Origin of the sequence: Streptomyces sp. RK9 (assembly GCF_045070545.1) — a bacterium.
GTDB lineage: Bacteria > Actinomycetota > Actinomycetes > Streptomycetales > Streptomycetaceae > Streptomyces > Streptomyces alboflavus.
The window spans coordinates 3,207,603-3,233,915 of sequence record NZ_CP173703.1 but is presented as its reverse complement, the minus strand read 5'-3'; the positions used below and the strand labels follow the sequence as shown (position 1 = coordinate 3,233,915).

Genomic DNA, 26,313 nt, shown 5'->3' with positions numbered 1-26,313 from the left:
TGGCGTCACGGGTTCACGGGCCGTCCGGCCGATCTTCATCGGCCTGTGTCCGACACGGCCCTGCCGGGTGCCGCGGAGCGGGAATTGGTCCGAACCATTGACGCAATGGTCTAGTCCTCCTAGAGTCCAGCGGCACAAGACGTCTTCGCGTTCATGCCAATTCAACGCGCGACTACGGAGGGGGCGTTGCCGCGTCCCACACCCGGTCGTGCGCCTCCTGCCCGCAGGGGCGCGAAGGGTCCGCAGGTCAGTAGGTCAGCACCACCCCCACATGCTCCCCTCTCCCCCCACGAGGAGACAGCGATGCCACGACCGAACCGTCCCCGCGCCCGCTTCAAGGCGCTCCTGGCCACCGCTTGTTGCGCCGTGCTCGGCGCGGGTCTGCTCGCCGGCGCGGGCACCGCGGCCGCCGACCAGAACACGGGCGCCCCCGCCAAGACAGAGGCCAAGGCGGGCTCCCGCGTGGTCGGCTACTTCACCGAATGGGGCGTCTACGACCGGAACTACCACGTCAAGAACATCGACACCTCGGGCTCGGGCAGCAAGCTCACCCACATCAACTACGCCTTCGGCAACGTCCAGGGCGGCAAGTGCACGATGGGCGACAACTTCGCCGCCACCGAGAAGACGTACACCGCCGACCAGAGCGTCGACGGCGTCGCCGACACCTGGGACCAGCCCCTGCGCGGCAACTTCAACCAGCTGCGCGAGCTGAAGAAGAAGCACCCGAACATCAAGGTGCTCTGGTCCTTCGGCGGCTGGACCTGGTCGGGCGGCTTCACGCAGGCCGCGCAGAACCCGGCGGCGTTCGCCCAGTCCTGCTACGACCTGGTCGAGAACTCCAAGTGGGCGGATGTCTTCGACGGCATCGACATCGACTGGGAGTACCCCAACGCCTGCGGTCTGACCTGTGACACCAGCGGCCGCGCCGCCTACAAGAACCTGATGTCCGCGGTGCGGGCGAAGTTCGGCTCCAAGAACCTGGTGACGGCCGCCATCCCGGCCGACGCCTCCTCCGGCGGCAAGATCGACGCCGCGGACTACGCGGGCGCCGCCCAGTACGTCGACTGGTACAACCCGATGACGTACGACTTCTTCGGCGCCTGGGACGCCAAGGGACCGACGGCACCCCACTCGCCGCTCAGCTCCTACTCCGGCATCCCGAAGGCCGAGTACCACTCTCAGGCGACCATCGCCAAGCTCAAGGGCCTCGGCATCCCCTCGGACAAGCTGCTCCTCGGCATCGGCTTCTACGGCCGCGGCTGGACGGGCGTCACCCAGAAGGCGCCGGGCGGCACCGCGACCGGGCCCGCCCAGGGCAAGTACGAACAGGGCATCGACGACTACAAGATCCTCAAGACCAAGTGCCCGGCCAACGGCACGGTCGGCGGGACCGCGTACGCGCACTGCGGCAACAACTGGTGGAGCTACGACACCCCGGCCACCATCGCGGGGAAGATGAACTACAAGAACCAGCAGGGCCTGGGAGGCACGTTCTTCTGGGAGCTGAGCGGTGACACCACCAACGGTGAGCTGATCAAGGCCATCAACTAGCGGTCACCGCACGACAGTTTGAGGGTCGGGAGCCGGCGGGCTCCCGACCCTTCGTCATGCCGCGGGCGGGGCGGGGAACGCGGGCTCGAACTCCTCGATGACACTCAGCGTCTCGCGCAGCATGCGCACCAGGTAGTCGCGCACGGTGTCGCGCTCCAGCGCCTCGGGCGCCCCGATCCAGTCGAGCGTGACGCCCTCCACGCTGCACAGCCAGCCGAGCAGCGCCGTGCGCACCAGGGCCGGGATGTCGCGCCGTCCGTACGCCCCGTCGGCGATGGTGCCGATCATGGCCTCACGCACGCCGTCGCGTATGGCGTGCACCTCGGTGTCGAAGCCGACGCCGCCGCTGACGATGGTGCGGTAGGCCTCCTGGTGGTGCTCGGCGTAGCGCAGATAGCCGTCGATCGTGCGGTGCACCCGCTCCGTGGGCGGCAGTTCGGTGCCGCTGGCCGCGCGTTCGACCAGGTCGGCGACCGAGTCCTCGATGATCGCGAGGTAGTAGCCGCGCTTGGACTTGAAGTAGTAGTAGATCAGCCCCTTGGCGACGCCCGCCTGTCTCGCGATGTCGTCCATCGACAGCGCGTCGTAGGACGTGTCGGCGAACAACTTGCGGCCGATGACGATGAGTTCGGCGCGGCGCGCCACGGATCGGTCGGTGCCGCGCGCCTGCGGGCGGTCCGCGCCGCGGGAACGATCGGTACCGCGCTGTTGACTATTATTCAATTTCGGCCCTAGTCTCCAACTGCCTCGGGATCAGCCGCAGTATGGCAGACCCACGTCGCCTGCCCGGACGGGCGCGACCCGCGACGGCGCTCTGCCACGCACTCCCCTTACGCACCGGACGACGTACGGGAGGAACCAGTGAGCACGGCGAAGAGAGCATTACGCGAGGGCAGAACCAACTGGAAGAAGACGGCTGTCGTCGCACTGCCCGCGGTCCTCGCGGTCGGCGCGATGGCGTCCGTGATGGCCGAGGGCGCGCTCGCCGCGTCCTTCGCGGTCAGCGGCACCAGCTTCCAGGTCTCCTCGGGCAAGCTGACCAGCCAGGGCCTGGCGAGCTACGTCCAGGTCGACCGGGACATCGACGGCAAGGGCCACCCGGTGGCCCTGCTCGGCATCGGCGACGCCACGCTGTCCGACATCTGCCAGGCGGCCGAGGTCAAGACGCCCGTCGGCACGGTGGTGTTCAAGCTGACGGCGGGCGGCGACGCGGGCAACGTGACCGCGAGCAACCTGATCATCGACGGCGAGGACCTGGTGGGCGACGCCCGCTTCGGCACCGCGCAGATCGGCCGGGACGCCTCGACCCTCGACGAAGTCCCCGGCGTCAAGGGCGAGAAGGGCAAGTTCGGCCTCCAGGCCGGCGACATCGAGGTGGCCAAGGTGCGCTCCAACGCCTGGTCGGCCACCGGCGGGAACTTCCGCCTCAAGGGCATGAGGGTCGACGTCAGCCTCGGCGGCAAGAAGTGCTTCTGAGCGGGCCGGGAGCCCCGCGCGCCGGGGGCTGGCTCGATGCGCGCCTGCCGCTGCCGGAGCTGCGGCGCGGCCTGCGCAGATGGCGGCGCACCCGGCCCTTCTGGGGCGGGCTCCTGCTGATCCTGGGCGGGGCGGAGCTCCTCGTCGTGCCGCTGTCGCCGCTGACGGTCCTGGTGAGCCTCGGGCTCGGCGGGATCGCCGCGATCGGCATCGGGATCGCACTGATGGCCGCCGGGTTGTTCCTGTGGCTCCTGCCGCACGCCCATCACTACGTGTCCGTCAACGCCCTCATCCTGTCGGTGCTCTCGTTCGCGGCGACGAACCTCGGCGGGTTCCTGATCGGCATGCTGCTCGGCATCGCGGGCAGCGCGATGGGCTTCGGCTGGACGCCGGTCCCTGACGACGACCAGGAGCGGCCCCGCCGGCCGAAGGTGCGGGACGGGCAGGGCACGCGGACGCTGGCCGTCCTGCTTCCGGTGGTGCTCGCCGGGACGGTGCTGTGGGGCGCCGTCCCGGCGCGGGCGGCGCCCGGGGACGACGGGATCGTGGCGGCACGGACGCCGCCGACGATCACGACGACGCTGTTCGCCCCGCAGGGCTTCATCGTCGCGGGCGTCACCGACATCCCCACCGCCGACGGGCCCCTGAAGGTGATGGTGCTGCGCATGAAGGCGGCCTCGCTCACCGACTACCGCCTGACGACCCGGGACGGCAGCCGTGAACTCTCCCTCGGCGCCGACACCTTGGACCTCAGCGGGGCGGTCACGCTCTATCTGACCAAGTTCAAGGGCTGCATCGAGGGCATCCTCTGTCTGACCTTCACGCCCGACAAGCTCCCGGTGCCGCCGCTGGTCCCGCCGTTCGTCTTCATGACGGAGGTCAGCGCCGAGCAGGCCCTCGTCACCTCCGACTCGATCGTCGCGGGCGGCCTGAAGCTGGGGGCCCGGGCATGATCCGGGCAGCCCGGACCCCGTGATCCGGAAGGGAGCGCCGCCGTGATCCAGATCCAGGCCGCGCTGTTCTGGGCGTACGCGGTGGGCGCGACCTTCGCGCTCGCCGCGGGCCGCCAGCTCCAGGTGTGGGAGCGGATCAACGCGGGTGAGGGTCCGCGCACCCGCAGCCGCGCCGCCAACCCCTACCTCGCCCTGACGGTCCTGTTCGCGGCCGTCCTGATGGTCCCGACCGGCCTGTTCCTGCTCTGGCAGAACCCGTCCTGGGCCACCATGCACGTCGCCGGCGGCCACGAGGGCGTGTGGGCGGGCTTCGTCCTCTTCTACGCGGGCGGCGTCCCGGTCGCCGCCGTCCTCGGGTTCCTCGCCGCGCAGATGCTGGTCCTCGTGGGTGCGGGCTACTGGGCGTACCTGCAATGCGTGGGCGGCTATTTCCTGCTCTTCGGCACGCTCGTGCACGGCTGGGACGGCAGCGGCTACGAGCGCTTCCTCTCCCCCGGGGCGCGCGACTGGGCGGACTGGCCGCAGGACAGCGTCGTCAACAACGCCCTGGACTTCCTCACGTCCGGCACGTTCCTCGCGCTGCTCGTGTTCGGCGCGGCCGTCATCGGCACGATGCTGATGACGGAGATCGGCTGGCTCCTGGAGGGCTGGTCGCTGCCCGGCGCGGACGAGGACCGCAAGGTGCACCCCGTCCTCGCCGTCGCCATCGCGGGCGCCGGGGTCTACGGCCTGCCGTTCCTCGGCGCGGTGACCGCGAGCGTGCTGGTGCGGCTGCTCGGCGGCTGGCTGGGGCTGCCGCTGTTCGCGGTGCTCGCGGGGGTCGTGCTGCTGCCGGGGCGGTCGCCGGTGCGGCGGTTGTACGACCTGGTGGGGGTGCCGCACCGACACTGGCGGGCGGACCTGGACCTGGCCGCTCGGCCCGGCGAGGACGGCGGCACGGCCGATTCCGGCGCGAGGCCCGGCCCCGGCGGCCCGCCCGACCCCAGCGGTGAGACTCAGCTCACAGAAGGCCGACCTGGCTGACGAGCATCGCGAGCACGACGACGAGGGTCCAGCCCGCGAGGTGCTCCAGGACGTTCGGGCCGTCCTTGGGGCCACCCGTGCGGGCCTTGGTGCGGACTGCGGTGGCAGAGGTCGCGGTCATATGGCTTCTCGCTGACGTTTTCCGGCCGACGGCGGCCTCCCCCGGCCGCACTGGCAGTGGACATTCCCCCCACTGGCGTCTTCCACCTTGCCAGCCGTGCCCGGAATTGTGGGAGAGACGTTGGTCACCCGTCACCACAACTGCCGCGGATCGCCGTGCGTCTAAGTCGGCGTACGTCCGCGCAGCATCCGACCGAAAGGTTTCCGATGAGCTCGACCAGGACGCCCCGCCGCAGAAACACCGGAGCGCGACTCGCCCTCGCGGCAGCCGTGACGGCGGCGGCCGCCCTCACCGGACCGGTCTCGTACGCGACTCCCGCCGCGGCGGAGAAGCCCTCCCCCGGGGCCCCGGGGCTCGGCGACCCGATGTTCCCCCTCGACGGCAACGGCGGATACACCGTCGACCGCTACCTCCTGGACTTCGACTGGCAGGCCCCGAAGACCCCGTTCGCGGCGTCGGCCACCATCAAGGCCACCGCCACCCAGGCCCTGTCCCGCTTCAACCTCGACTTCGGCGGCAACACCCTGCGCGCGGTCACCGTCGACGGCAAGGCGGCCACCACCTCCCGCGACGGCGACGAGCTGACCGTGACGCCGAAGTCGCCCATCGCCGAGGGCCGCGCCTTCACGGTCGAGGTCACCTACACCGCCGACCCCACCCAGACCCGGCACCGCGACGACGCCATCGAGGACTACGGCTGGATCCCCACGCCCGACGGCACGGTGGTCTACCCCCAGCCCAACGGCGCCCGCCTGATCTTCCCGGCCAACGACCACCCGAGCCAGCGCGCCCCGATCACCTTCCGGATCACCACGCCGAAGGACCGCACGGCCGTCGCCAACGGCAAGCTGACCAGCAAGAAGAAGGTGTCCGGCGACCGGGTGCGGTGGACGTACGACTCCGAGCAGCCGCTGTCCACGCAGCTCGTGCAGCTCGCCGTCGGCAAGTTCACGATGGTCGACAGCACCGGACCCGGCGGTCTTCCGCTGCGCGACATCGTCCCGGACGCGCTGGTGGAGCCGACCGCGAAGTACCGCAAGCTCACGCCCGACCACCTCACCTGGCTGGAGCAGAGGCTCGGCAAGTACCCCTTCAACCGGTACGGCCTCCTCGTGGGCGACACCGACCTCGCCGTCGCCCTGGAGACCCAGACGCTCTCCCTCGTCCCCAAGGCCGACCTGCTCGGCACGCAGGTCGACGCCGAGCGGAACCTGGTGCACGAGCTGGCCCACCAGTGGTTCGGCGACAGCGTCGCCCTCGCGAGCTGGTCCGATCTGTGGGTCAGCGAGGGCCACGCCCGCTTCTACGAGCGCATGTACTCCGAGGAGCACGGCGGCGACAGCTTCGAGGCCGCGATGAAGGCCGCGTACAAGGCGCACGACCAGTGGCGCCGCGACTTCGGCGCGCCCGCGGAGCCCACCGAGCCGAACCTCTTCAAGCGCATGCGCTACGACGGCTCGGCGCTCGTGCTCTACGCGCTGCGCGAGAAGGTCGGGGACGCCACGTTCCAGAAGATCGAGCGGGCCTGGGTGAGCGAGTACCGCGGGCGGACCGCGAGCACCCAGGACTACATCGACCTCGCGTCGAAGGTCTCGGGCCAGGATCTGGAGGGCTTCCTGAAGCCGTGGCTGTACGGCGCGAAGACCCCGCCGATGCCGGGCCACCCGGACTGGGTGGTGGACCCGGCGACCTGAGCCGGGGGCTTCCCCGGTCGTTCTGCGTACGGGCCCCGTCCCACCGGGACGGGGCCCTCCCCCTTCAGCTCACGCCGACGGCGAGCAACGCGCGCACCTGCTCCTTGGTGCGGTGCACGGGGAAGTACAGATAGCAGACCCCGCCGGTCCCGGACACCACCGTCCCCTGGGCGTTCCTGCGCTTGGTGCGGAGCCAGATGTTCTCGAACTCCCGCCTCTTGTAGACGCGGCGGACCGCCGGGTTGCTCGGCGACGCCGGATCGTTGGCGATCACGTCGCCGCTGCGGGTGAAGCCGATGACGGTCATGAGGTGGCCCGCGGTGCCGTAGCCCGCCCCGGTCAGCTCCTCCTTGAGGAAGGACTGCGAAGTGATGGCCGGAATGCCCGCCCTGATCAGCGTCTCCAGGTCGGTCAGCGAGCCGAGCCGGGTGACGACGCCCTGCATGTCCTCGTACGTCGCCGCGTAGGCCGCGTTGAACGGCCAGTTCCCGCAGCCGCCGTACTGGTAGTCGTAGGTGAACCGGGCCGCGTGGCACACCTGCGGGTCGGCGAAGGCGGGGTCGACCCAGGCCAGGTCCCCGGCCGTCGGCTTCCGCCCCCAGTACTCCAGGATCATCTGCGACGAGGTGGGGCTGCACCAGGCCTCGCCGCCGTTGTCGTACTCCGGGTACTGGCCCTTGTGGATCTCCTGCGAGTAGCGCGGCACCTTCAGCTCCTTGGCGAGCCCGGGTGCGGCGGCGGGCACCGTGAAGCGGTCGGGCACCGCGGAGGCCATCGCGCCGAGCCGCCACACCGTGGGCGTGAGCGCGCTGCCCGGCGTGCGGTACAGCGTCAGCCGCAGGCGGTACGCGACCACGCGCGGGCCGGTCGCGGTGTCGTCGACGGACAGCGTGTCCGTCCAGACGGACGTCTTGCCGTCGGACTGGTCGTCCACCGAGGTGCGCCGGATGACCGCGGCCCCGGCGTCCTCCCGGTCGTCGCCCGAGTTCCAGCGGCCGAGGACGTACCAGGGGGACGTGGTGCCGTCCGAGTAGGTCGCCTCGATCTCCACCTGGATCCAGGTGCCGGTGGGGGTGCGGGCGTTCCAGGAGGCGACGGCCTCCGTGGCGGGGGTCGCGGGGCGGTGCGCGGGCCCGGTCCACTGGGCGTACTCCCAGGTGGTGGCCCTGCCGGTGTGCGGGTCTGTGTAGTCGGTCGTTCCCGCCGACTCGGCTATCTCGACCCCGGCGCGGCCCCTGGCGACGACGCGGGTGCCGTGCGACGTTCCGGAGCCCCAGTCCTTGCGGGAGACCCAGAAACGGTTGTCCACCAGGCGCTCCGCGCGGGGCGGACGGCGCCGGGACGCGGGGGCGGCGCCCGCGGGCGTCACGGTGGCGGCCGTGGCCGCGACGGCCGCCAGGGCCGCGGCTCCGGCCGCCGTGGTGAGAATTCTTCTGCGGGACATGCCTTCAGCTTGGTCCATGGACGGGGACCCCCAGTCGATGGGTTCCGGCCGCGGCCGGAGGGTGATGGTCAGGTACACGACAGTGCGCCAACTATGGCCGTACGCCGAGGGGTTCTGCCAGAGATCAGCACCCGGCAGCGCCGACCAATATTGGCCTCTACCACTGGTATGACCTGCGACAGCGCACTGAACCGCGCCCGCGCCCCACGATCCGCGCCCCGTGCGCCCCGGCCCGTAGGCTGGCCCGCGATGACCGACACCCGCCGCCCCGCACCCCTCCCCGACCGCCCCGGCCGCCCCGATCACCCCGGCCTCGCCCACCTCGCCCGCGCCGTGCGCCGCCTGCCGCCGTCCTGCGGCCCGGTCCGGCTGGTCGCGGTCGACGGCCACGCGGGCTCCGGCAAGTCGACCTTCACCGCGCGGCTCGCCGAGGCACTCGACGGCGCCCCGGTGCTCCGCCTCGACGACATCGCGAGCCACGCCGACCTGTTCGACTGGACGGACCGGCTGCTGCGCCAGGTCGTGGAGCCGCTCTCCCGGGGCGAAACGGCGCACTACGCGGCGTACGACTGGCACGCGCGCCGCTTCGGCCCTGCCGACCGCCCACTGCCCGCCGCCCCCGTCGTCCTGATGGAGGGTGTCGGCGCGGGCCGCCGGGTGCTACGGCCGTTCCTGGCGGGCCTGCTGTGGATGGACCTGCCCCGCGACACCTCCTGGGCCCGCGGGCGCCGGCGGGACGGGCCGGCCCTGAGCGGCTTCTGGGACGGCTGGGAAGCGGCCGAACGACGTCATTTCGCCGAGGACCCGTCCCGGCGCTTCGCTCAGTTGCTCGTACGCGAGTTGCCCGTGGGGTACGAGTTGCTCGCGGGGTCCGACGAGACGGCAGCACTGACCCAAATCGTCACTCAGGGTGAAGGTCCGTCGGCAGCGCGCTGAACCTGTCGACGACAGCTTCAGGACCGCGTGGCCAGTTTCCGAGAGTGCCCCAACTCGGCTTGACCCAGGGGCCTTACAGGACTTACGTTCTCAATGTGCGGCCTTTCGGGTCGCCCACAGACGCGAAGCCCCCGGTTGTTCCCCCGTGATCGGGGGCTTCGTTCTGCCCGCAGCCCCTCATTTCCCGGCGCCATGAGCCGCCGATCGCTCACCCTGGGTCACCATCGGGCCTCGCCTTGTCGGCCACCCCCAGAAGCCCCCGCCGGAGATCCAACGCTGCGGCACCCTACGGCCGACCCCTGCCACGCAGGTACGATGCATCGTGGTGCGACTTCGGACGGCTGCTAGCGCACTGCGTCAACTCCCGTCCGCAGCACGGCGGTTCAGCTCAGTTGCCGGCGGGCACCGGCCCGGCGGTACACAAACGGGGGCACGGTTTGTGGGGGACGTGATGGACTTCGGCACCCAGGGCTCTACGGCCCCGGCCGACCTCGCCTGGCTGCGGGGCGTCGACGCCTACACCATGGGCGCCTATCCGCAGGCCGAGGAGGAGTTCCGGGCCGCGGTGCGCATGGACCCGGGCATGGCGGACGGCTGGCTCGGGCTGCACGCGCTGCGCATCGACACGACGACCGCGCTGCTCAGGATGTTCCAGCACCGGGACCGCTTCGGCGAACAGCGCGCCCGGCATGTGCGCACCCTCAACTCCTGGTACTGGCTGGGCTGGTGGGTGCAGCCCGTCCTTGAGTCCACCCGCGACCTGCTGCTCGCGCACGCCTCGCACTGGCTGGACGGCCGCCATGTGCCGGAGCTCGACCGGGCCCTCGCCGGGCTGCCGCCGGTCGACGCCGACGCTCAGGTGCGCTTTCTGCACGCCTGCCGCGCCTACCTGGTCAAGGACTGGGAGCAGTTGGTGCGGCACACCGACCCGCTGATCGACGACGCGATGCTCGGCATCGAGGCGGGCCTCTTCGGCGGCATGGCGCGGGTGCGCCTGGAGATGTACGGCCAGGCCGAGCCGCTGCTCTCGGCCGCGCTGATGCGCTGCCGCAGTGAACAGCCGCAGCGCAAGGAGCTGCGCTACTGGCTGGCCCGCGCGCACGAGGGCACCGGCAGGTCCGCCGCCGCGCTGCCGCTGTACCGCGCGGTGCACCGCGTCGACCCCGCCTTCATGGACACCTCCGCGCGGCTCGCCGCCATCTCCGAGGGCGACGGCTACGACGACGCCGCCGACCTGGCCGCGATCTCCCTCACCGGCGTCGGCCAGGACGCCCTCGACGGACCCGACGGCGTGGACGCGCTGTTCGGCGCCGAGGGCCGCGACCTGAAGGTGACCGAGCCCGAACTGCCGCCCGGCGGCGGCCCGCCCGACGCCGACACGGTGCGCGAGAAGGCCGTCATCCCGATCAAGCCCGCGCCCCGGCAGCCCCCGACGGGGCCCACCGACCCGGCCCTCCTGGAGCAGGCGCTCGCCGAGCTGGAGCGGATGGTCGGCCTCGAACCCGTCAAACGCCAGGTCAAGGCGCTCTCCGCGCAGCTGAACATGGCCCGCTTCCGGGCCGCGCAGGGCCTTCCGGTGCAGCCGCCGAAACGACACTTCGTCTTCTCGGGCCCCTCCGGCACCGGCAAGACCACCGTGGCCCGCATCCTCGGCCGGGTCTTCTACGCCCTCGGCCTGCTCGGCGGCGACCACCTCGTGGAGGCCCAGCGCGCCGACCTGGTCGGCGAGTACCTGGGCCAGACCGCCGTGAAGGCCAACGAGCTGATCGACTCGGCGATCGGCGGCGTCCTCTTCGTCGACGAGGCGTACTCCCTGTCCAACTCCGGCTACGGCAAGGGCGACGCGTACGGCGACGAGGCCCTCCAGGTGCTCCTGAAGCGGGCCGAGGACAACCGCGACCACCTCGTCGTGATCCTCGCGGGCTACCCCGAGGGCATGGACCGGCTGCTCGCCGCCAACCCCGGACTCTCCTCCCGCTTCACGACGCGCGTCGACTTCCCCTCGTACCGGCCCCTGGAACTCACCGCGATCGGTCAGGTCCTCGCCGCCGACAACGGCGACGTGTGGGACGAGGAGGCCCTGGACGAGCTGCGCTCCATCAGCGGCCACGTGGTCGACCAGACGTGGATCGACGAGCTGGGCAACGGACGCTTCCTGCGCACGCTGTACGAGAAGAGCTGCGCCTACCGCGACCTGCGGCTCTCCGGCTACCCCGGGGCACCGACCCGCGCGGACCTGTCGACCCTGCGACTGCCTGACCTCATGCAGGCGTACGGGGAGGTCCTGTCGGGGCGGGGGCCGACCGACCCGGCAGGCGCCTGAGCCGAGCGCGGGGCCCAGCACCTGAGCGCGCCCGGGACGGCGGCGAGGCCGAGACGCTCTCCCCGACCGCCCCGGCCCGCCCGTCCACCGGCCTCAGCCGACCAGTTCCTTCCCGCGGACGTCCCCCGCGCCCCGGCTCCGCACCGCGTGCGCCGCCGGGGGCACCGCCACCCGGTGCGCCGGGTCGCGGACCTCGCCGACCAGGAGTTCCAGGACGTCCTCCAGGGCGACGAGGCCGAGCACCTTGCCGGACGCGTCGGCGACCTGCGCCAGGTGCGTCGCGGCGTGCCGCATGACGGTCAGGGCGTCGTCCAGGGGGAGTTCGGCGCGCAGGACCGTCATCTGGTGCCAGACGTGCTGGGGCACCGCGCGGTCGGTGTCCTCCAGGTCCAGGACGTCCTTCACGTGCAGATAGCCCATGAAGGCGCCGGTCTCCGCACGCACCGGGAACCGGGAGTAGCCCGTGCGCCCGGTGAGTTCGACGACCTGTGCCGGGGTGACCGAAGGGCCGACCGTGACCAGGGAGGCGCGGTCGAGCAGGACGTCCGTCACCGGCCGCGAGCCCAGTTCGAGGGCGTCCTCGAGGCGCTCCTGCGCATGCGGGTCGAGGAGACCCGCCTGCCCCGCGTCCTCCACCAGACGGCCCAGCTGCACGCTGGTGAAGACCGCCTCCACCTCGTCCTTGGGCTCGACCTTGAACAGCCGCAGGATCAGCCGGGCGCAGGCGCCGAGCGTCACCGTGACCGGCCGGCACAGGCGCGCGAACGCGACCAGGCCGGGGCTGAGCCACAGCGCGGTCCGCTCGGGCGCCGCCATCGCGAGATTCTTCGGGAGCATCTCGCCGATGACGAGGTGCAGGAAGACGACGACGGCGAGCGCGATCACATAGCCGAGGGGGTGGATCATGCCCTCGGGCAGGTGCACCGCGTGGAAGAGCGGTTCGAGCAGCCGCGCCACGGTCGGCTCCGCGACGGCGCCGAGCGTCAGCGAGCAGACGGTGATGCCGAACTGGGCGGCGGCCATCATCTGCGGCAGGTGCTCCAGGCCGTACAGGACCTGGCGGGCCCGCTTGGAGCCCAGCGGCTCGATCTGGCTGCGGCGCACGGACACGAGCGCGAACTCGGCCCCCACGAAGAAGCCGTTGGCGAGCACGAGCAGGAGGGCGAACAGGAGTTGGAGGGCGCTCATCGGACGGCCTCCGCGACCATGGCGCCCACCCGGTCCGCGGCCCCGTCGGCCGCGTCGGCCCCATCGCCCGGAGCCCCTGCCGGGTCCCCGGTCCGCACCAGGCGCACCCGCTCCGCGCGGTAGTGCCCGACCTGGCGGACCGCGAGCCGCCAGCCCGGGAGTTCGGCGCGGTCGCCGGGCGCCGGGATGCGGCCGAGCAGATCGGCGACGAGTCCGGCCACGGTCTCGTAGGGACCCTCGGGCACGTCGAGTCCTATGCGCCGCAGGGTGTCGACGCGGCAGCCGCCGTCGGCGTCCCAGGCGGGTCTGCCGTCCTCGGGCGGGGCGGCGGCGAGGTCGGGCAGGCCGTCCTGGTGGTCGTGCTCGTCGCGGACCTCGCCGACGAGTTCCTCGACGATGTCCTCCAGGGTGACCACCCCGGCCGTGCCGCCGTACTCGTCGACGACCACCGCTATCGGCTGTTCGCTGCGCAGCCGCTCCAGGAGGGGCTGCACGGGCAGCGTCTCCGGGACGAGCAGCGGGGACTTGGCGATCCTCCCCACGGGGGCGCGCAGCCGCTCGTGCGCGGGGACCGCGAGGGCGTCCTTGAGGTGGACCATGCCGACGACCTCGTCGATCCGCTCGCGGTAGACCGGGAAGCGGGACAGGCCGGTGGCCCGGGTCAGGTTCACCACGTCCTCGGCGGTGGCGGAGGACTGCAGGGCGCTGACCTTCACGCGGGGCGTCATCACGTGCTGCGCGGTGAGCTCGCCGAGCGAGAGCGTGCGCACGAACAGGTCGGCGGTGTCCTGCTCCAGGGCTCCGGCGCGGGCCGAGTGCCGGGCGAGGGAGACCAGTTCACCGGGGGTGCGGGCGGAGGCCAGCTCCTCGGCGGGCTCCACCCCGAGCGAGCGCACCAGGCGGTTCGCGACGGAGTTGAGCCCGGCGATCACCGGCCGGAACAGGCGGGAGAAGGCGGCTTGCGGGCCCGCGACGAATCGCGCGACCTGCAACGGCCGGGACACGGCCCAGTTCTTGGGCACCAGCTCGCCGATCACCATCTGCACCGCGGAGGCCAGGAGCATGCCGATGGCGACCGCGACCCCGGAGACCGCCCCTTCCGGTATGCCCGTCGAGGTGAGCGGGCGGGCGAGGAGGTGCGCGAGGGCGGGCTCGGCGAGCATGCCGATGACGAGTGAGGTGATGGTGATGCCGAGCTGGGTGCCCGACAGCTGGAAGGACAGCTCCTTCAGGGCGCCGACGACCGTGCGCGCCCGGCGGTCGCCGTCGGCTGCGGCCTTCTCGGCGTCGGGCCGCTCGACGGTGACGAGGCCGAACTCGGCGGCCACGAAGAAGCCGTTGGCGAGGATCAGCAGGAAAGCCGCTCCGAGGAGCAGCAAGGGGATGGTCATGATGCCGCCGCCTCGCCCGGTGCTCGGGTCCCCGTATGTCGGGAGGGGGCGGCGCAGGTACTACAGGACGATCCGTCCATCGCCGGAGAGGGTCACTCCTCGGTTAGCAGGAGCCCCGTACCGGCCGCGCCGGCCGTCCGGGGCGGGGCGGCACGTGGTGTCCGCCCCGCATCCAGATTAATCAAGACAGGCGCCGACGCGTCAGTTCGGGATCCCCCGAGTCCTCCCGGATTCCGGCCCTTGGGGGATTCCCCGGTCGGGGCCCCTCAGCCGGTCTCGCTGCCGGAGCGCGCCTCGACCAGGGCCCGCAGCGCGCGGGCGTCGCTGATGGCGCGCTGCTTGGCGATGCCCGGCTGGATGCCGAGGGCGGGCAGGCTGGTGCCGTCGGTGAGGTCGAGGAACACCCAGGGGTCGCCGGGGCGCAGATTGACCCGGACGATCTCGGCCCACTCCAGGCGGCGGCTCGTGGCGATGTTGACGACGGTCACGCCCGTCTCGTCGGCGACCACCTTGGGCCTGCTCAGCAGGACGAGCGCGCCGAGCAGCAGCGCGCCGGTGAAGACGAAGCTGGTCCGCTCCCCCGGGCTGAGGTTGGGCAGCAGCACGGAGATCACGACGAGGGCGACGAAGACCGCGGCCCCGGCGGTGAGCAGCACCGCCCGGGTGCGGGCGGGCCGGAACGTGACGGGCAGGGCCTGCGCCGGGGATGCGGCGGGCCGGTCGGACTTGGCAGTCATGGCAGTCATGTCGGTGGGCGCGGTCAGAGGCGACAGGCGTGGATGGCCGTGGTCAGGATGGCGCGCGCCCCGATGGCGTACAGGTCGTCCATGACCCGCTGGGCGTCCTTGGTGGGGACCATGGAGCGGACCGCGACCCAGCCTTCGTTGTGCAGCGGGGAGATGGTCGGCGACTCCAGGCCCGGGGTGAGCGCCACGGCCTGCTCCAGGTGCTCGGCGCGGCAGTCGTAGTCCATCATCACGTACGTCCGGGCGACCAGGACGCCCTGGAGACGGCGCAGGAACTGCTGCACCTTGGGGTCGTCGGCCTCGGCGCCGGTGCGCCGGATGACGACGGCCTCGGACTTCATGATCGGGTCGCCGAAGACTTCCAGGCCCGCGTTGCGCAGGCTGGTGCCGGTCTCGACGACGTCCGCGATGACCTGGGCGACACCCAGCTCGATGGCGGTCTCGACGGCGCCGTCGAGGTGGATGACGGAGGCGTCGATGCCGCTGTCGGCGAGGTGCTTGGCGACGATGCCCTCGTAGGAGGTGGCGACGGTGCGTCCGGCCAGGTCGTCGATGCCCTGCGCGGTGCCGGGCTTGGCGGCGAAGCGGAAGGTGGAGCGGGCGAAGCCGAGCGGCAGGATCTCCTCGGCGTTGGCGCCGGAGTCGATCAGGAGGTCGCGTCCGGTGATGCCGATGTCGAGCTTGCCGGAGGAGACGTAGATGGCGATGTCGCGCGGGCGCAGGTAGAAGAACTCGACCTCGTTCTCGGGGTCGACGAGGACGAGTTCCTTGGACTCCTTGCGCTGCTGGTAGCCGGCCTCATGGAGCATCGCCGACGCAGGTCCGGACAGTGAACCCTTGTTGGGGACGGCGATGCGCAGCATGAGGTCGGATTCCTTTGCGTGAGGAAGTGCGTGCGGACGTGCGGAGAGGGAGATCGGTGAAGGGGACGTGCGCTCCGGAGCGGCACACCCGGCGCGCGCTCCGGAGAACGCGCTCTAGAGATGGGCGTACACGTCGCTGAGGGAGATGCCGCGGGCGACCATCATCACCTGTACGTGGTACAGGAGCTGGGAGATCTCCTCGGCGGCGGCTTCCTTGCCCTCGTACTCGGCGGCCATCCAGACCTCGGCGGCCTCCTCGACGACCTTCTTGCCGATGGCATGGACGCCCTTGTCCACCAGCTCCGCGGTGCGGGACGTGGCGGGGTCACCGTTGGCGGCCTTGTGTTGGAGCTCGGTGAAGAGTTCCTCGAAAGTCTTCTTGGACATGATGTCGTTCACTCTACGCGCCCACGCCCCGGCCCTGCCGCCAGGGTTCGGCGATCGTGCGGAGCGTGGCCGCCGTGGCCACCGCGGCGGTGACCGCTTCGTGACCCTTGTCCTCGGTCGAGCCCTCGATGCCCGCGCGGTCCAGGGCCTGCTCCTCGGTGTCGCACGTCAGCACGCCGAAGCCGATGGGCACACCGGTGTCGACGGACACCTGGGTGAGGCCCTGGGCGACGCCCTGGCAGACGTACTCGAAGTGCGGGGTGCCGCCGCGGATGACGACGCCGAGGGCGACGATCGCGTCGTAGCCGCGGCCCGCGAGGACCTTGGCGACGACGGGCAGCTCGAAGCTGCCGGGCACGCGAAGGAGCGTCGGCTCGTCGATGCCGAGCTCGTGCAGGGCGCGCAGGGCGCCGTCGACGAGGCCGTCCATGACCTGCTCGTGCCACAGGGCGGCGACGACGGCGACGCGCAGGTCACCACAGTTCTTCACGCTCAGTTCGGGGGCACCCTTGCCGCTCACGCGCTTCTCCTCGGGGTGTGTCGGGGCTCTGTTCGGATGACTTGTGCTACTGGTTGCCGCAGGCGGACATCTCCGGGGTGTCCAGCCAGGGCAGGTCGTGGCCCATGCGGTCCCGCTTGGTCCGCAGGTAGCGCAGATTGTGCTCGCCGACGGTGACCGGCATGGGCTCGCGCGCGGTGACCTTCAGGCCGTGCCGGGCGAGGGCCTCGACCTTGTCCGGATTGTTGGTGAGGAGCCGCAGGCTGCGGACTCCGAGGTCGTCCAGGATCTGGGCGCCGGCGCCGTAGTCGCGGGCGTCGGCGGGCAGGCCCAGTTCCAGGTTGGCGTCCAGGGTGTCGCTGCCGCGCTCCTGGAGCTCGTAGGCGCGCAGCTTGGAGAGCAGTCCGATGCCGCGCCCCTCGTGGCCGCGCAGATAGACCACGACGCCGCGCCCGGTGTCGGTGACGCGCCGCATGGACTCCTCCAGCTGCGGCCCGCAGTCGCAGCGCAGGGAGTGGAAGACATCGCCGGTCAGGCACTCGGAGTGGACGCGGACGAGGACGTCCTCGCCGGTGCCGATGTCGCCGTGGACGAGGGCGACGTGCTCGACGCCGTCGACGGTGGAGCGGTAGCCGTACGCGGTGAACTCGCCGTATGACGTGGGCAGTCGGACCTCGGCCTCGCGGCGGACGGTGGGCTCGGCGGTGCGGCGGTAGGCGATCAGGTCCTCGATGGAGATGATCGTCAGGCCGTGCCTGCGGGCGAACGGCACCAGTTCGGGCAGCCGCAGCATCCGGCCGTCCTCCCCCGCGATCTCGACGATGGCCCCGGCGGGCCGCAGCCCCGCGAGCCGGGCGAGGTCGACGGCGGCCTCGGTGTGCCCGTCGCGCACGAGGACGCCGCCCGCCTTGGCGCGCAGCGGGAAGATGTGGCCGGGGCGGACGAAGTCGCTCGCGTCGGCCTTGCCGCCGGCGAGGAGCTGGAGGGTGGTGGCGCGGTCGGCGGCGGAGATGCCGGTGGTGACGCCGTGCGCGCCGCTCGCGTCGACGGAGACGGTGAAGGCCGTGCTCATCGACTCGGTGTTGTTCTCGACCATCTGGGGCAGGTGCAGGCGTTCGAGCTCGTCGCTCTCCATGGGCGCGCAGATCAGGCCGCGGCACTCGCTCATCATGAAGGCGACGATCTCGGGGGTGGCCTTCTCGGCGGCGATGACGAGGTCGCCCTCGTTCTCGCGGTCCTCGTCGTCGACGACCACGACGGGGCGGCCTGCCGCGATGTCGCGGATGGCCATCTCGACCGGGTCGAGGGAGAGGTCCAGGACGAGGTCCTCGGTGCGGGCGGCCGGGCGCGCGGGCGTCGGCTCCTGGTCCTCGGGCGTGGGCGTGGGCTGAGCGGTCATGCCGGGGCTCCTTCCAGAGCGGGCCGCTGCTGGGTGGCGGGCTGCCGGGAGCGCAGCCACCAGTCGCGCAGGCCCCACAGGACGAGGGCGAGGTAGACGACGTACACGAACCCGGAGAAGGCGAGTCCGCTGGAGAAGGCGAGGGGCACGCCGACGATGTCGACGAGCAGCCAGGCGAACCAGAACTCGACCAGGCCGCGGGCCTGGGCCACCATCGCGGCGAGGGTGCCGACGAAGATGTAGGCGTCCGGCCAGGGGTTCCAGGAAAGGTCGGGCAGGGCGGTGAAGAGCGCGCCGACGGCGAGGGTGCCGGCGGCGGTGCCGGCGAGCAGGACGCCGCGCTCCTTCCAGGTGGCGAAGCGCACGGCGATGGAGCCGTCCTGCGCGGCGCGGGCGCCCCGCGTCCACTGCCGCCAGCCCCACAGGGCGACGCCGATGACGAGGAGCTGCTTGCCGACGCCGCCGGAGAGCTGCGCGGAGGCGTACGCGGCGACGAGGACGACGCCGGAGAGGAACTGGGCGGGCCAGGTCCAGATGGAGCGGCGCCAGCCGAGCGCGAGGGCGATCAGGCCGATGCTGTTGCCGACCATGTCGGACCACATGATGTGCTGGCCGAAGGCGGTGAAGGCCTCGGAGTTCAGCCAGTCGAACGTGCTCACTGCGCCGCCTCCCCTTCCGTCGCCCCGGCGTCGGCGGCCTGCGCGGACGGCACGACGCCCGCGCCGAGCAGCCGCTCCACGTACTTGGCGATGACGTCGACCTCGAGGTTGACCGGGTCGCCGGGCTGCTTGACGCCGAGCGTGGTCAGGGCGAGGGTCGTCGGGATCAGGCTGATGGTGAAGTGGTCGGCCCCGGCGTCGACGACGGTCAGGCTGACGCCGTCGACGGTGATGGAGCCCTTCTCGACGACGTAGCGGGCGAGTCCTTCGGGCAGGGAGACCTTGACGATCTCCCAGTTGTCGGACGGCTTGCGGTCGACGATGGTGCCCGTTCCGTCGACGTGCCCCTGCACGATGTGCCCGCCGAGGCGGTCGCCGACGGCGGTGGGGCGCTCCAGGTTGACCTTGGAGCCGGGGACGAGGGCGCCGAGGCTGGAGCGGTCGAGCGTCTCGGCCATCACGTCGGCGGTGAACTCGTCGTCCTCGTGCTCGACGACCGTCAGACACACGCCGTTGACGGCGATGGAGTCGCCGTGCTTCGCGCCGTCGGTGACGACGGGGCCGCGCAGCCGGAAGCGGGACGCGTCGCCCAGGTTCTCCACGGCGGTGACTTCGCCCAGCTCTTCGACGATTCCGGTGAACACTCAGTGCTCCTTCGTTCCGGGTCCCGCGACGGTCGCGGTGATACGCAGATCGGGTCCGAGCGCGACGCACTCGCGCACGTCGAGGCGCAACGCCTCGGTGAGGGTGGTGATTCCGCCGCCGGTGAGGGCGGTGGGGCCCGCGCCGAGCAGCGTGGGCGCGAGATAGCCGATGACGCGGTCGACGGCGCCGGCGGCCACGAAGGCTCCGGCGAGCGTCGGACCGCCTTCGAGCAGCACGGACCGCACGCCGCGGGCGTGCAGTTCGGCGAGCAGCGCGTCGATGTCGAGGCCGCCCGGGGTGCCCGCCGGGGGGCGGTGCGGGGCGGGGGCCGCCGGGCGCTGTGCGCGGTAGGCGCCGCCGCTCGCGGTGAAGCGGTGTTCGAGGCGGTCCTCTTCGTCGTCGGTGTCCGGCCGCCCGGACGGCGCCGAGGCGCCGCCGCCGTTCCCGGCCGCGTACGACGGGCGCGGGGTGCGCTCGACGTACGGCAGGTGGTCGGCGTCCGCGTGCTGGTCCGCGTACGGGAGGTGCACCGTGTCCACTCCGGGCAGCGGCTCCACGCCCTCCGCGACGGCCACCAGGGTGGGCGCCGCGTCGTCGAGGACCCGGGCGCCGGGCCGCACGGCGGTGCCGTGGGTGTCGACGACGACCCGCAGCGGCTGGGCGGCGCCGTCGACGCCGCGCACCGCGAGGTGCGGGTCGTCGGCGCGCTGGGTGCCGGAGCCGACGACGACGGCGTCGCACTCGGCGCGCAGCCGGTGCACGTCGGCGCGGGACGCGGCGGAGCTGATCCAGCGGCTGGTGCCGTCGGCTGCGGCGACGCGGCCGTCGAGCGTGGCCGCGTACTTCCAGGTCACGTGGGGGCGGCCGGTGCGGACCGAGGTGAGCCAGGCGGCGTTGACCGTCTCGGCCTCCTCGGTGAGCAGGCCGGGCTCGACGTCGACTCCGGCCGCGCGGAGGGTGGCGGCGCCGCCGGTCGCGTCGGGGGTGGGGTCGTCGACGGCGTACACGACGCGGGCGATCCCGGCGTCGAGGAGGGCCTGGGCGCAGGGGCCGGTGCGGCCGGTGTGGTTGCAGGGTTCGAGGGTGACGACGGCGGTGCCGCCGCGGGCCTTCTCGCCGGCCGCGCGCAGGGCGTGCACTTCGGCGTGCGGTCCGCCCGCCCGCTGGTGGTAGCCCTCGCCGACGACGGCGCCGGTGGCGTCGAGGACGACGCAGCCGACGACGGGGTTGGGGCTCGTGAACCCGAGTCCGCGCGCGGCGAGCGCGACGGCGCGTCGCATGGCGACTGCTTCGGCTGCGGTGGCCACCGGGTCCTCCTGCCTCTTCGGGCACGGACTCCGGGGCTGTCGATGACGACGACTACGTACGAGCGGAACACCGGCATGGATCGTCGCCGGGGTCGCCGGACGTCGAAAGAGACCGGTCCCCTTGGCGGAACCGAGCAAAGACGACGAGGCGACACACATGACACATGTGTCCGCTCGCCGCGCACTGCCTCCCATCCGGACTTTCACCGTCGGTCCAGGAGTTTCACCTGGTCAACCGACCGCTGGAGGCGGCCGGGTCGCGGACTTTAACCGCCGGTTCGGAATTGCACCGACCCCGGAGTGCGCTGCTTCTGGTACCCGACCAGTGTGCCACGCCTGGTCACAGCCGTGCAGGGGAGATCCTGTGGGCTGGCTCACAGGCGCCTGCCACCTCCTCCGGCCCTCCGGCGGCCCCCTCTTTACCCCATCCACGGCGGCACCGGGCCCGCGCAAAGGGATTGGTCCATACCTATTGACGCACTGGTCTAGTCCTCTTAACGTCTGCGTCACTCCGAGGAGAGGCCCGCCCGGTGTGCGCACGCCGTGGGCCGCCGTCCCCGTTCGTTGTGCGACACCGAGCCTCCCCAGGAGGAACCGACGTGCCCACCCCCACCCGAGCGAGAGCCACGCTCCTGGCAGCCGGCGCAGCGGTCGCCGGACTGCTGATGAGCACCCTCGCCGCGACGACCTCGCACGCCGCCGACAACGAGTCCTGCCGTCCCGACGGCCTCTACAAGACCCCCGGCGTCGACGTCCCCTACTGTTCCGTCTACGACGCCGACGGCCGCGAGAAGATGGGCGCCGACCACCAGCGCCGCGTGATCGGCTACTTCACCGGCTGGCGCACCGGCAAGAACGGCGAGCCCGCCTACCTCGCGTCCGACATCCCCTGGGACAAGGTCACCCACCTCAACTACGCCTTCGCGCACATCGGGAGCGACAACAAGATCTCCGTGGGCGGTGACGGCGAGAAGAACGCCGCCACCGGAATGACCTGGCCGGGCGTCGCGGGTGCGGAAATGGACCCCGCGTACTCCTACAAGGGTCACTTCAATCTGCTGAATAAGTTCAAGAAGAAGCACCCGAACGTCAAGACCATGGTCTCCGTGGGCGGTTGGGCCGAGACCGGCGGTTACTTCGGCGACGACGGCAAGCGCGTGAACTCCGGCGGCTTCTACTCGATGGCCACCAACGCGGACGGCTCGGTGAACCAGGCGGGCATCGAGACCTTCGCCGACTCCACCGTCGCGTTCATCAAGAAGTACGGCTTCAACGGCGTCGACATCGACTACGAATACCCGACGACGATGAAGGACGCGGGCAATCCGCTGGACTGGCAGCTCGCCAACGGCCGCCGCGCGGGCCTGGTCAAGGGCTATGCCGTCCTGATGAAGACGCTGCGCGAGAAGCTGGACAAGGCCGGCGCCGCCGACGGCAGGCACTACCTGCTGACCGTGGCCGCGCCGTCGTCCGGATATCTGCTGCGCGGCATGGAGACCTTCCAGGTCCAGAAGTACCTGGACTACGTCAACATCATGTCGTACGACCTCCATGGCGCCTGGAACGAGTACGTCGGCCCGAACGCCTCCCTCTACGACGACGGGAAGGACGCCGAACTCGCGGCGGCGGGGGTGTACGGCAGCCAGCAGTACGGCGGGATCGGGTATCTCAACACCGACTGGGCCTATCACTACTTCCGCGGTTCGATGCCCGCGGGCCGCATCAACATCGGCCTGCCGTACTACACCCGCGGTTTCAAGAACGTGCAGGGCGGCACGGACGGGCTGTGGGGCAAGGCGGCGTCGACCGACTGTCCTGCCGGTTCCGGGCTCACCAAGTGCGGTGACGGGGCCGTCGGCATCGACAACCTGTGGCACGACAAGGACGACAAGGGCAAGGAGTCGCCCGCCGGGTCGAACCCGATGTGGCACGCCAAGAACCTGGAGAAGGGCGTCGTCGGCGACTACGTCACCAAGTACGGCTTCCCCGCCGACACCAAGCTCACCGGCACCTACGCGCGCAAGTACGACTCCAGGCTCGTCGCGCCCTGGCTGTGGAACGCCGACAAGAAGGTCTTCCTGTCCACCGAGGACGAGCAGTCGGTGAAGGCCAAGGCCGACTACGTGGTCGACAAGGGCATCGGCGGCACGATGGTGTGGGAGCTCGCCGGTGACTACACGTACAACTCCGCCAAGGGGCAGTACGAGATCGGTGACACGCTGACCACGGCGATGTACGACAAGTTCAAGTCGGCGTCCCCGTACGGCGCGAAGGTCGCGGGCAAGGACCTGCCCGCCAAGGCCGTCGACATCGGCGTGGAGTTCGGCGACTTCAAGCTCGGTGACTCCAACTATCCGATCACGCCCAAGCTGAAGATCACCAACAAGACGAAGACCACGCTGCCCGGCGGCACGGAGTTCCAGTTCGACTACGGCACCTCCGCCCCCGCCAACGCCTCCGACCAGTCCGGCTTCGGCACGAAGGTGATCGGCACCGGGCACACCGGCGACAACATCGGCGGCCTCAAGGGCGACTTCAACCGGGTCTCGCTGAAGCTGCCGGCCTGGCAGACGCTGGCGCCCGGGGCGTCCGTGGACCTGTCGTTCAACTACTACCTGCCGGTGTCGACCCCGTCGAACTGGACCGTGAACATCAGCGGTACGACCTACGGGCTCGCCGGTGACCTGGCGCGCGGCACGACCGTCGTCGAACCCGGCACGGGCACCGGACCCACCGACCCGCCGGACCCGACCGACCCGCCCGGCAAGTGCACCGCGCCCGCGTGGAGCACGTCGTCCGAGTACGGCTCCGGGACGACCGTGTCCCACAAGTCGCACAACTGGAAGTCCAAGTGGTGGACGAAGGGCGAGGAGCCCGGTGCCACCCAGTGGGGCCCGTGGCAGGACCTGGGAGCCTGCTGACCCCTCCCCCAGGCACCCGGCGGCGGGAAGAACTGCCCTTGCCCCGCCGCCGGGCTCACACCGGCACGGCTGGGGCCGCGGGTCCGTACCGATGTGCGGCGCGGCGGAGGAGCGCCCCACAGGGGCGCGGGGAACTGCGCGACAGGACCCAGCCACCCCGCAGAGCCCAGAACAGCCCAGCCAAAGCGGCGCTACGTCGAAAAAAGCTCCTCCTGCGCCGCGTCCCGGGCGGTCAGCAACGCCCCCCGCAGAACGGCCGCGCCCCCCAGCGCACTGGCGCGAACCTCCGTGCGCAACGGAGACATCACAGCAACCCTCTCGGCGACGCGCTGAGCGAGCGCGTCGCCGCCCGCCCGGCCCACCTCACCGCCGAGGACCACACAGCCCGGATCAAGTACCGCCGCGACGGACGCCGCGCCGATGGCCACCCGGTCGGCAAGCTCGGCAAGGAACGGCTCATGGCCCGTCTCCACGGCGTGCCGCACGAGCGCGGCAGCGACCAACTCCCCCGCTCCGGGGTCCACCTTGAGCCCGTGCTCCGCGGCGAGGTCGGCCACCGCCCCCGACCCGGCGAGCGAGTGGAAGCCGCCGTCGCAGGCGGTGGCCGACGGCAGCTCCCCGGTGCCGGGCACCGGCAGGAAGCCGATCTCCCCGGTACCGCCGGACGCGCCGCGCCGCAGAGCGCCGTCCAGGACAACGGCCGCACCGGTACCCGCACCCAGCCACAGGAGAACGAACGTGCCGCGGTCGTGCGCGGCCCCGTCGCGCTGCTCGGCGCGGGCGGCGAGGTTGGTCTCGTTCTCCACCAGGACGCGGGCGGGCAGCCGTTCGGTGAGGGCGGCCACCAAGCTCCGGTGCCAGGAGGGCAGGCCGGCCGAGTCGCGCAGGTCGCCGGTGGCCGGGTCGATGAGGCCGGGCGCGCCGACGCCCACCGTGTGCAGCCTGCTCGCGCCGCCCGCGCGCGCCGTGCGCTCGACGAGGGCCACGGCCCGCTCGACGGCGCGGCCGGTGCCGGTGCCGCCGCCGATCGGCACGGTCGCCTCGGCGAGCTGCGTCCCGAGCAGGTCGGCCACGACCACGGAGACGCTCTCGGTGCGCACGTCGAGCGCGGCCAGGTGGGCCCGGTCGGCGACTATCCCGTAGACCCGGGCGTTCGGGCCGCGGCGGCGCTCCCCGGTCTCACCCACGACCGTGATCAGACCGGAGCCCTGGAGGCGTTCGACGAGGTCGGCGACGGAGGGCCGGGACAGGCCGGTGAGCTGCTTCAACTGTCCCGCCGTCAAGGGCCCTTCGCGCTGCAGCAGGCGCAGCGCGAGCCGGTCGTTGATGGCCCGAGCGGTGCTCGGAGATGCGGGCATGGCCGGATCCTTCCACAGCGCTCCCGTCGGTCCGCCCTCCGCCGGGGAGAGGCCGCTTTCGGACGCGCGCGATATTCGGTTCCCCGGCCCTCTTTTATCAGGCAGGGTTCCTGATAGTTTACTGCGGCGGTTCCGAACGGGAGCGTGGAGGGGTGGAGCGGATGAGTGAGCAGCACCAAGTGGGGCAGGACAAGCGGCGGTTGAGCCGGGCCCGGATCGCCGTCGCGGTGATCTTCTGCGTGCACGGGTCGGTCGCGGGCTCGTTCGCGACCCGGGTGCCGTGGATCCAGGACCACGCGGACATCAGCGCGGGCCTGCTCGGCCTCGCGCTCGCCTTCCCCGCGATCGGCGCCTCCGTGGCGATGCCGCTCGCGGGCTGGGTGAGCCACCGCTTCGGCGCCCGGACCGCGCTGCGCGGGCTGCTCGCCCTGTGGACGCTCGCGCTCACGCTGCCGTCGCTCGCGCCGAACCTGGTCACGCTGTGCGCGGCGCTGTTCGTGTACGGCGCGACGTCGGGCATGGCGGACGTCGCCATGAACGCGCTCGGCGTCGAGATCGAGCACCGCATGGACAAGTCCATCATGTCCGGCCTGCACGGCATGTGGAGCGCGGGCGCCCTGCTCGGCTCCGCGGGCGGCACCATCGCGGCCCATCTGCACGTCGACGCCCGTGTGCACCACGTCGTCGCCGCCGCGGTGCTCACCGTGCTCGGCCTGATCGCCTGTCAGGGCGTGCTCGACCTGCGCAGCGCGCCCGAGGAGGAGGCGCCGCCGCGGTTCGCGCTGCCGCCGAAGTCGGCGCTGCTCATCGGCGCGGTCGGCTTCTGCGCGGTGTTCGCGGAGGGCGCGAGCCTGGACTGGTCGGCGGTGTACCTGAAGGACGTGCTCGACTCCTCCGCGGGCCTCGCCGCCGCGTGCACCACGGGCTTCACGCTCACCATGGCGATCGCGCGGTTCGCGGGCGACAAGGTGGTCGACCGGTTCGGCGCGGTCCGTACGGTGCGCGCGGGCGGGGCGTGCGCCGCGCTCGGCGGGCTGCTCGTGGTGACGGCGCAGCACGCGGCGATGGCCATGACCGGGTTCGCGCTCATGGGTCTCGGCATCGCGGTCGTCGTCCCGCTGGCGTTCGCCGCGGCCGGGCGCAGCGGCCCGAACCCGAGCCAGGCCATCGCGGGCGTCGCCACCATCACGTACACCTCCAGTCTGGTCGCCCCTTCGGCGATCGGCGCGCTCGCGGACGCGACCAGCCTGGTGGCGTCGTTCTGCCTGGTCACGGCGCTGGCCTGCGGGCTCATGGCGTTCGCGGGGGTGCTGCGCACGGCGGGCCGTCCGGCGCCGTCGGCGGGGGCCGGCGCGGCGGAGGCCCAGGCGGCACCGGCGGACCGCAAGTCCTGAGGGGCCCACGCGCCCCGCGCGCCCTGCGAGCC

At 71.9% G+C, this 26,313-nt stretch carries 23 protein-coding genes and 1 riboswitch; of the genes, 9 read left to right on the top strand and 14 right to left on the bottom strand.

Annotated elements, in window-relative coordinates; all coding sequences use genetic code 11:
* The first annotated feature begins 303 nt into the window (after positions 1 to 303).
* Positions 304 to 1,554, top strand: a complete 1,251-nt coding sequence (locus tag AB6L24_RS13255) for a glycoside hydrolase family 18 protein (RefSeq protein ID WP_405655261.1) — start codon at positions 304 to 306, stop codon at positions 1,552 to 1,554.
* A 54-nt stretch (positions 1,555 to 1,608) separates the two neighbouring features.
* Here AB6L24_RS13255 and AB6L24_RS13250 read toward each other — a convergent pair whose 3' ends face one another.
* The gene (locus tag AB6L24_RS13250) at positions 1,609 to 2,277 is read right to left on the bottom strand and encodes a TetR/AcrR family transcriptional regulator (protein ID WP_405655260.1); all 669 of its coding nucleotides are present in this window, start codon (positions 2,275 to 2,277) and stop codon (positions 1,609 to 1,611) included.
* Between the two features lie 138 nt (positions 2,278 to 2,415).
* Between AB6L24_RS13250 and AB6L24_RS13245 the strand changes: the two genes are divergently transcribed.
* The 3 genes from AB6L24_RS13245 to AB6L24_RS13235 are packed head-to-tail and all read left to right on the top strand — an operon-like array spanning position 2,416 to position 5,006.
* Entirely contained in the window at positions 2,416 to 3,030 is a 615-nt protein-coding gene (locus AB6L24_RS13245) for a DUF6230 family protein (protein WP_380860775.1), read from the top strand.
* Complete coding sequence (locus AB6L24_RS13240) at positions 3,021 to 3,983, top strand: DUF6114 domain-containing protein (RefSeq protein WP_405655259.1); 963 nt, start codon at positions 3,021 to 3,023, stop codon at positions 3,981 to 3,983. The genes AB6L24_RS13245 and AB6L24_RS13240 overlap by 10 nt, the downstream gene beginning before the upstream one ends.
* Positions 3,984 to 4,025: 42 nt before the next feature.
* The gene (locus AB6L24_RS13235) at positions 4,026 to 5,006 is read left to right on the top strand and encodes a hypothetical protein (protein WP_405655257.1); all 981 of its coding nucleotides are present in this window, start codon (positions 4,026 to 4,028) and stop codon (positions 5,004 to 5,006) included.
* Here the strand turns inward: AB6L24_RS13235 and AB6L24_RS13230 are convergent.
* Positions 4,984 to 5,127, bottom strand: a complete 144-nt coding sequence (locus AB6L24_RS13230) for an SCO1431 family membrane protein (RefSeq protein WP_380860784.1) — start codon at positions 5,125 to 5,127, stop codon at positions 4,984 to 4,986. The genes AB6L24_RS13235 and AB6L24_RS13230 overlap by 23 nt on opposite strands.
* Positions 5,128 to 5,333: 206 nt before the next feature.
* On the opposite strand from AB6L24_RS13230, the gene AB6L24_RS13225 reads away from it, so the two are divergent.
* The gene (locus tag AB6L24_RS13225; RefSeq protein ID WP_405655254.1) at positions 5,334 to 6,821 is read left to right on the top strand and encodes a M1 family metallopeptidase; all 1,488 of its coding nucleotides are present in this window, start codon (positions 5,334 to 5,336) and stop codon (positions 6,819 to 6,821) included.
* Positions 6,822 to 6,885: 64 nt separating this feature from the next.
* Here AB6L24_RS13225 and AB6L24_RS13220 read toward each other — a convergent pair whose 3' ends face one another.
* Positions 6,886 to 8,283: a peptidase C39 family protein gene (locus tag AB6L24_RS13220; protein ID WP_405655253.1), complete on the bottom strand. Its 1,398-nt coding sequence runs from the start codon at positions 8,281 to 8,283 to the stop codon at positions 6,886 to 6,888.
* 231 nt (positions 8,284 to 8,514) lie between these two features.
* Here AB6L24_RS13220 and AB6L24_RS13215 point away from each other — a divergent pair, with 231 nt between their 5' ends.
* Complete coding sequence (locus AB6L24_RS13215; protein ID WP_405655251.1) at positions 8,515 to 9,201, top strand: uridine kinase; 687 nt, start codon at positions 8,515 to 8,517, stop codon at positions 9,199 to 9,201.
* Positions 9,202 to 9,652: 451 nt separating this feature from the next.
* Positions 9,653 to 11,524 carry an AAA family ATPase gene (locus AB6L24_RS13210; RefSeq protein ID WP_405655250.1) on the top strand — a complete coding sequence of 624 codons (1,872 nt, stop codon included), beginning with the start codon at positions 9,653 to 9,655 and terminating at the stop codon, positions 11,522 to 11,524.
* A gap of 93 nt (positions 11,525 to 11,617) precedes the next feature.
* On the opposite strand, the gene AB6L24_RS13205 is transcribed toward AB6L24_RS13210, so the two are convergent.
* From AB6L24_RS13205 to ribD, 10 genes are all read right to left on the bottom strand, one after another.
* Complete coding sequence (locus AB6L24_RS13205) at positions 11,618 to 12,712, bottom strand: hemolysin family protein (RefSeq protein WP_405655248.1); 1,095 nt, start codon at positions 12,710 to 12,712, stop codon at positions 11,618 to 11,620.
* Positions 12,709 to 14,103: a hemolysin family protein gene (locus tag AB6L24_RS13200; RefSeq protein ID WP_405655246.1), complete on the bottom strand. Its 1,395-nt coding sequence runs from the start codon at positions 14,101 to 14,103 to the stop codon at positions 12,709 to 12,711. Before AB6L24_RS13200 ends, AB6L24_RS13205 begins: the two co-directional genes overlap by 4 nt.
* A gap of 266 nt (positions 14,104 to 14,369) precedes the next feature.
* Positions 14,370 to 14,840, bottom strand: a complete 471-nt coding sequence (locus AB6L24_RS13195; RefSeq protein ID WP_405655244.1) for a PH domain-containing protein — start codon at positions 14,838 to 14,840, stop codon at positions 14,370 to 14,372.
* A gap of 23 nt (positions 14,841 to 14,863) precedes the next feature.
* On the bottom strand, positions 14,864 to 15,712 hold the full coding sequence (hisG, locus tag AB6L24_RS13190) for an ATP phosphoribosyltransferase (RefSeq protein WP_030360426.1): 849 nt from the start codon (positions 15,710 to 15,712) through the stop codon (positions 14,864 to 14,866).
* A 114-nt stretch (positions 15,713 to 15,826) separates the two neighbouring features.
* Positions 15,827 to 16,099 (bottom strand): phosphoribosyl-ATP diphosphatase, encoded by a 273-nt coding sequence (locus AB6L24_RS13185; RefSeq protein ID WP_030360427.1) that lies wholly within the window; start codon positions 16,097 to 16,099, stop codon positions 15,827 to 15,829.
* A 13-nt stretch (positions 16,100 to 16,112) separates the two neighbouring features.
* On the bottom strand, positions 16,113 to 16,619 hold the full coding sequence (ribH, locus tag AB6L24_RS13180; RefSeq protein ID WP_405655243.1) for a 6,7-dimethyl-8-ribityllumazine synthase: 507 nt from the start codon (positions 16,617 to 16,619) through the stop codon (positions 16,113 to 16,115).
* A 46-nt stretch (positions 16,620 to 16,665) separates the two neighbouring features.
* Complete coding sequence (locus tag AB6L24_RS13175; protein WP_405655242.1) at positions 16,666 to 17,997, bottom strand: bifunctional 3,4-dihydroxy-2-butanone-4-phosphate synthase/GTP cyclohydrolase II; 1,332 nt, start codon at positions 17,995 to 17,997, stop codon at positions 16,666 to 16,668.
* Positions 17,994 to 18,656, bottom strand: coding sequence for a nicotinamide riboside transporter PnuC (locus AB6L24_RS13170; protein ID WP_405655241.1), 663 nt, complete (start codon positions 18,654 to 18,656; stop codon positions 17,994 to 17,996). The genes AB6L24_RS13175 and AB6L24_RS13170 overlap by 4 nt, the downstream gene beginning before the upstream one ends.
* Complete coding sequence (locus AB6L24_RS13165; RefSeq protein ID WP_405655239.1) at positions 18,653 to 19,300, bottom strand: riboflavin synthase; 648 nt, start codon at positions 19,298 to 19,300, stop codon at positions 18,653 to 18,655. Before AB6L24_RS13165 ends, AB6L24_RS13170 begins: the two co-directional genes overlap by 4 nt.
* Entirely contained in the window at positions 19,301 to 20,608 is a 1,308-nt protein-coding gene (ribD, locus tag AB6L24_RS13160) for a bifunctional diaminohydroxyphosphoribosylaminopyrimidine deaminase/5-amino-6-(5-phosphoribosylamino)uracil reductase RibD (protein WP_405655238.1), read from the bottom strand.
* A gap of 177 nt (positions 20,609 to 20,785) precedes the next feature.
* Positions 20,786 to 20,916: riboswitch (FMN riboswitch) on the bottom strand.
* 291 nt (positions 20,917 to 21,207) lie between these two features.
* Here ribD and AB6L24_RS13155 point away from each other — a divergent pair.
* Complete coding sequence (locus tag AB6L24_RS13155) at positions 21,208 to 23,529, top strand: chitinase C-terminal domain-containing protein (protein WP_405655237.1); 2,322 nt, start codon at positions 21,208 to 21,210, stop codon at positions 23,527 to 23,529.
* A 191-nt stretch (positions 23,530 to 23,720) separates the two neighbouring features.
* Here the strand turns inward: AB6L24_RS13155 and AB6L24_RS13150 are convergent, their stop codons facing one another.
* Positions 23,721 to 24,887 carry an ROK family transcriptional regulator gene (locus tag AB6L24_RS13150; RefSeq protein ID WP_405655235.1) on the bottom strand — a complete coding sequence of 389 codons (1,167 nt, stop codon included), beginning with the start codon at positions 24,885 to 24,887 and terminating at the stop codon, positions 23,721 to 23,723.
* Between the two features lie 161 nt (positions 24,888 to 25,048).
* Between AB6L24_RS13150 and AB6L24_RS13145 the strand changes: the two genes are divergently transcribed.
* Positions 25,049 to 26,281 carry an MFS transporter gene (locus tag AB6L24_RS13145; RefSeq protein WP_405655234.1) on the top strand — a complete coding sequence of 411 codons (1,233 nt, stop codon included), beginning with the start codon at positions 25,049 to 25,051 and terminating at the stop codon, positions 26,279 to 26,281.
* Positions 26,282 to 26,313 lie beyond the last annotated feature (32 nt).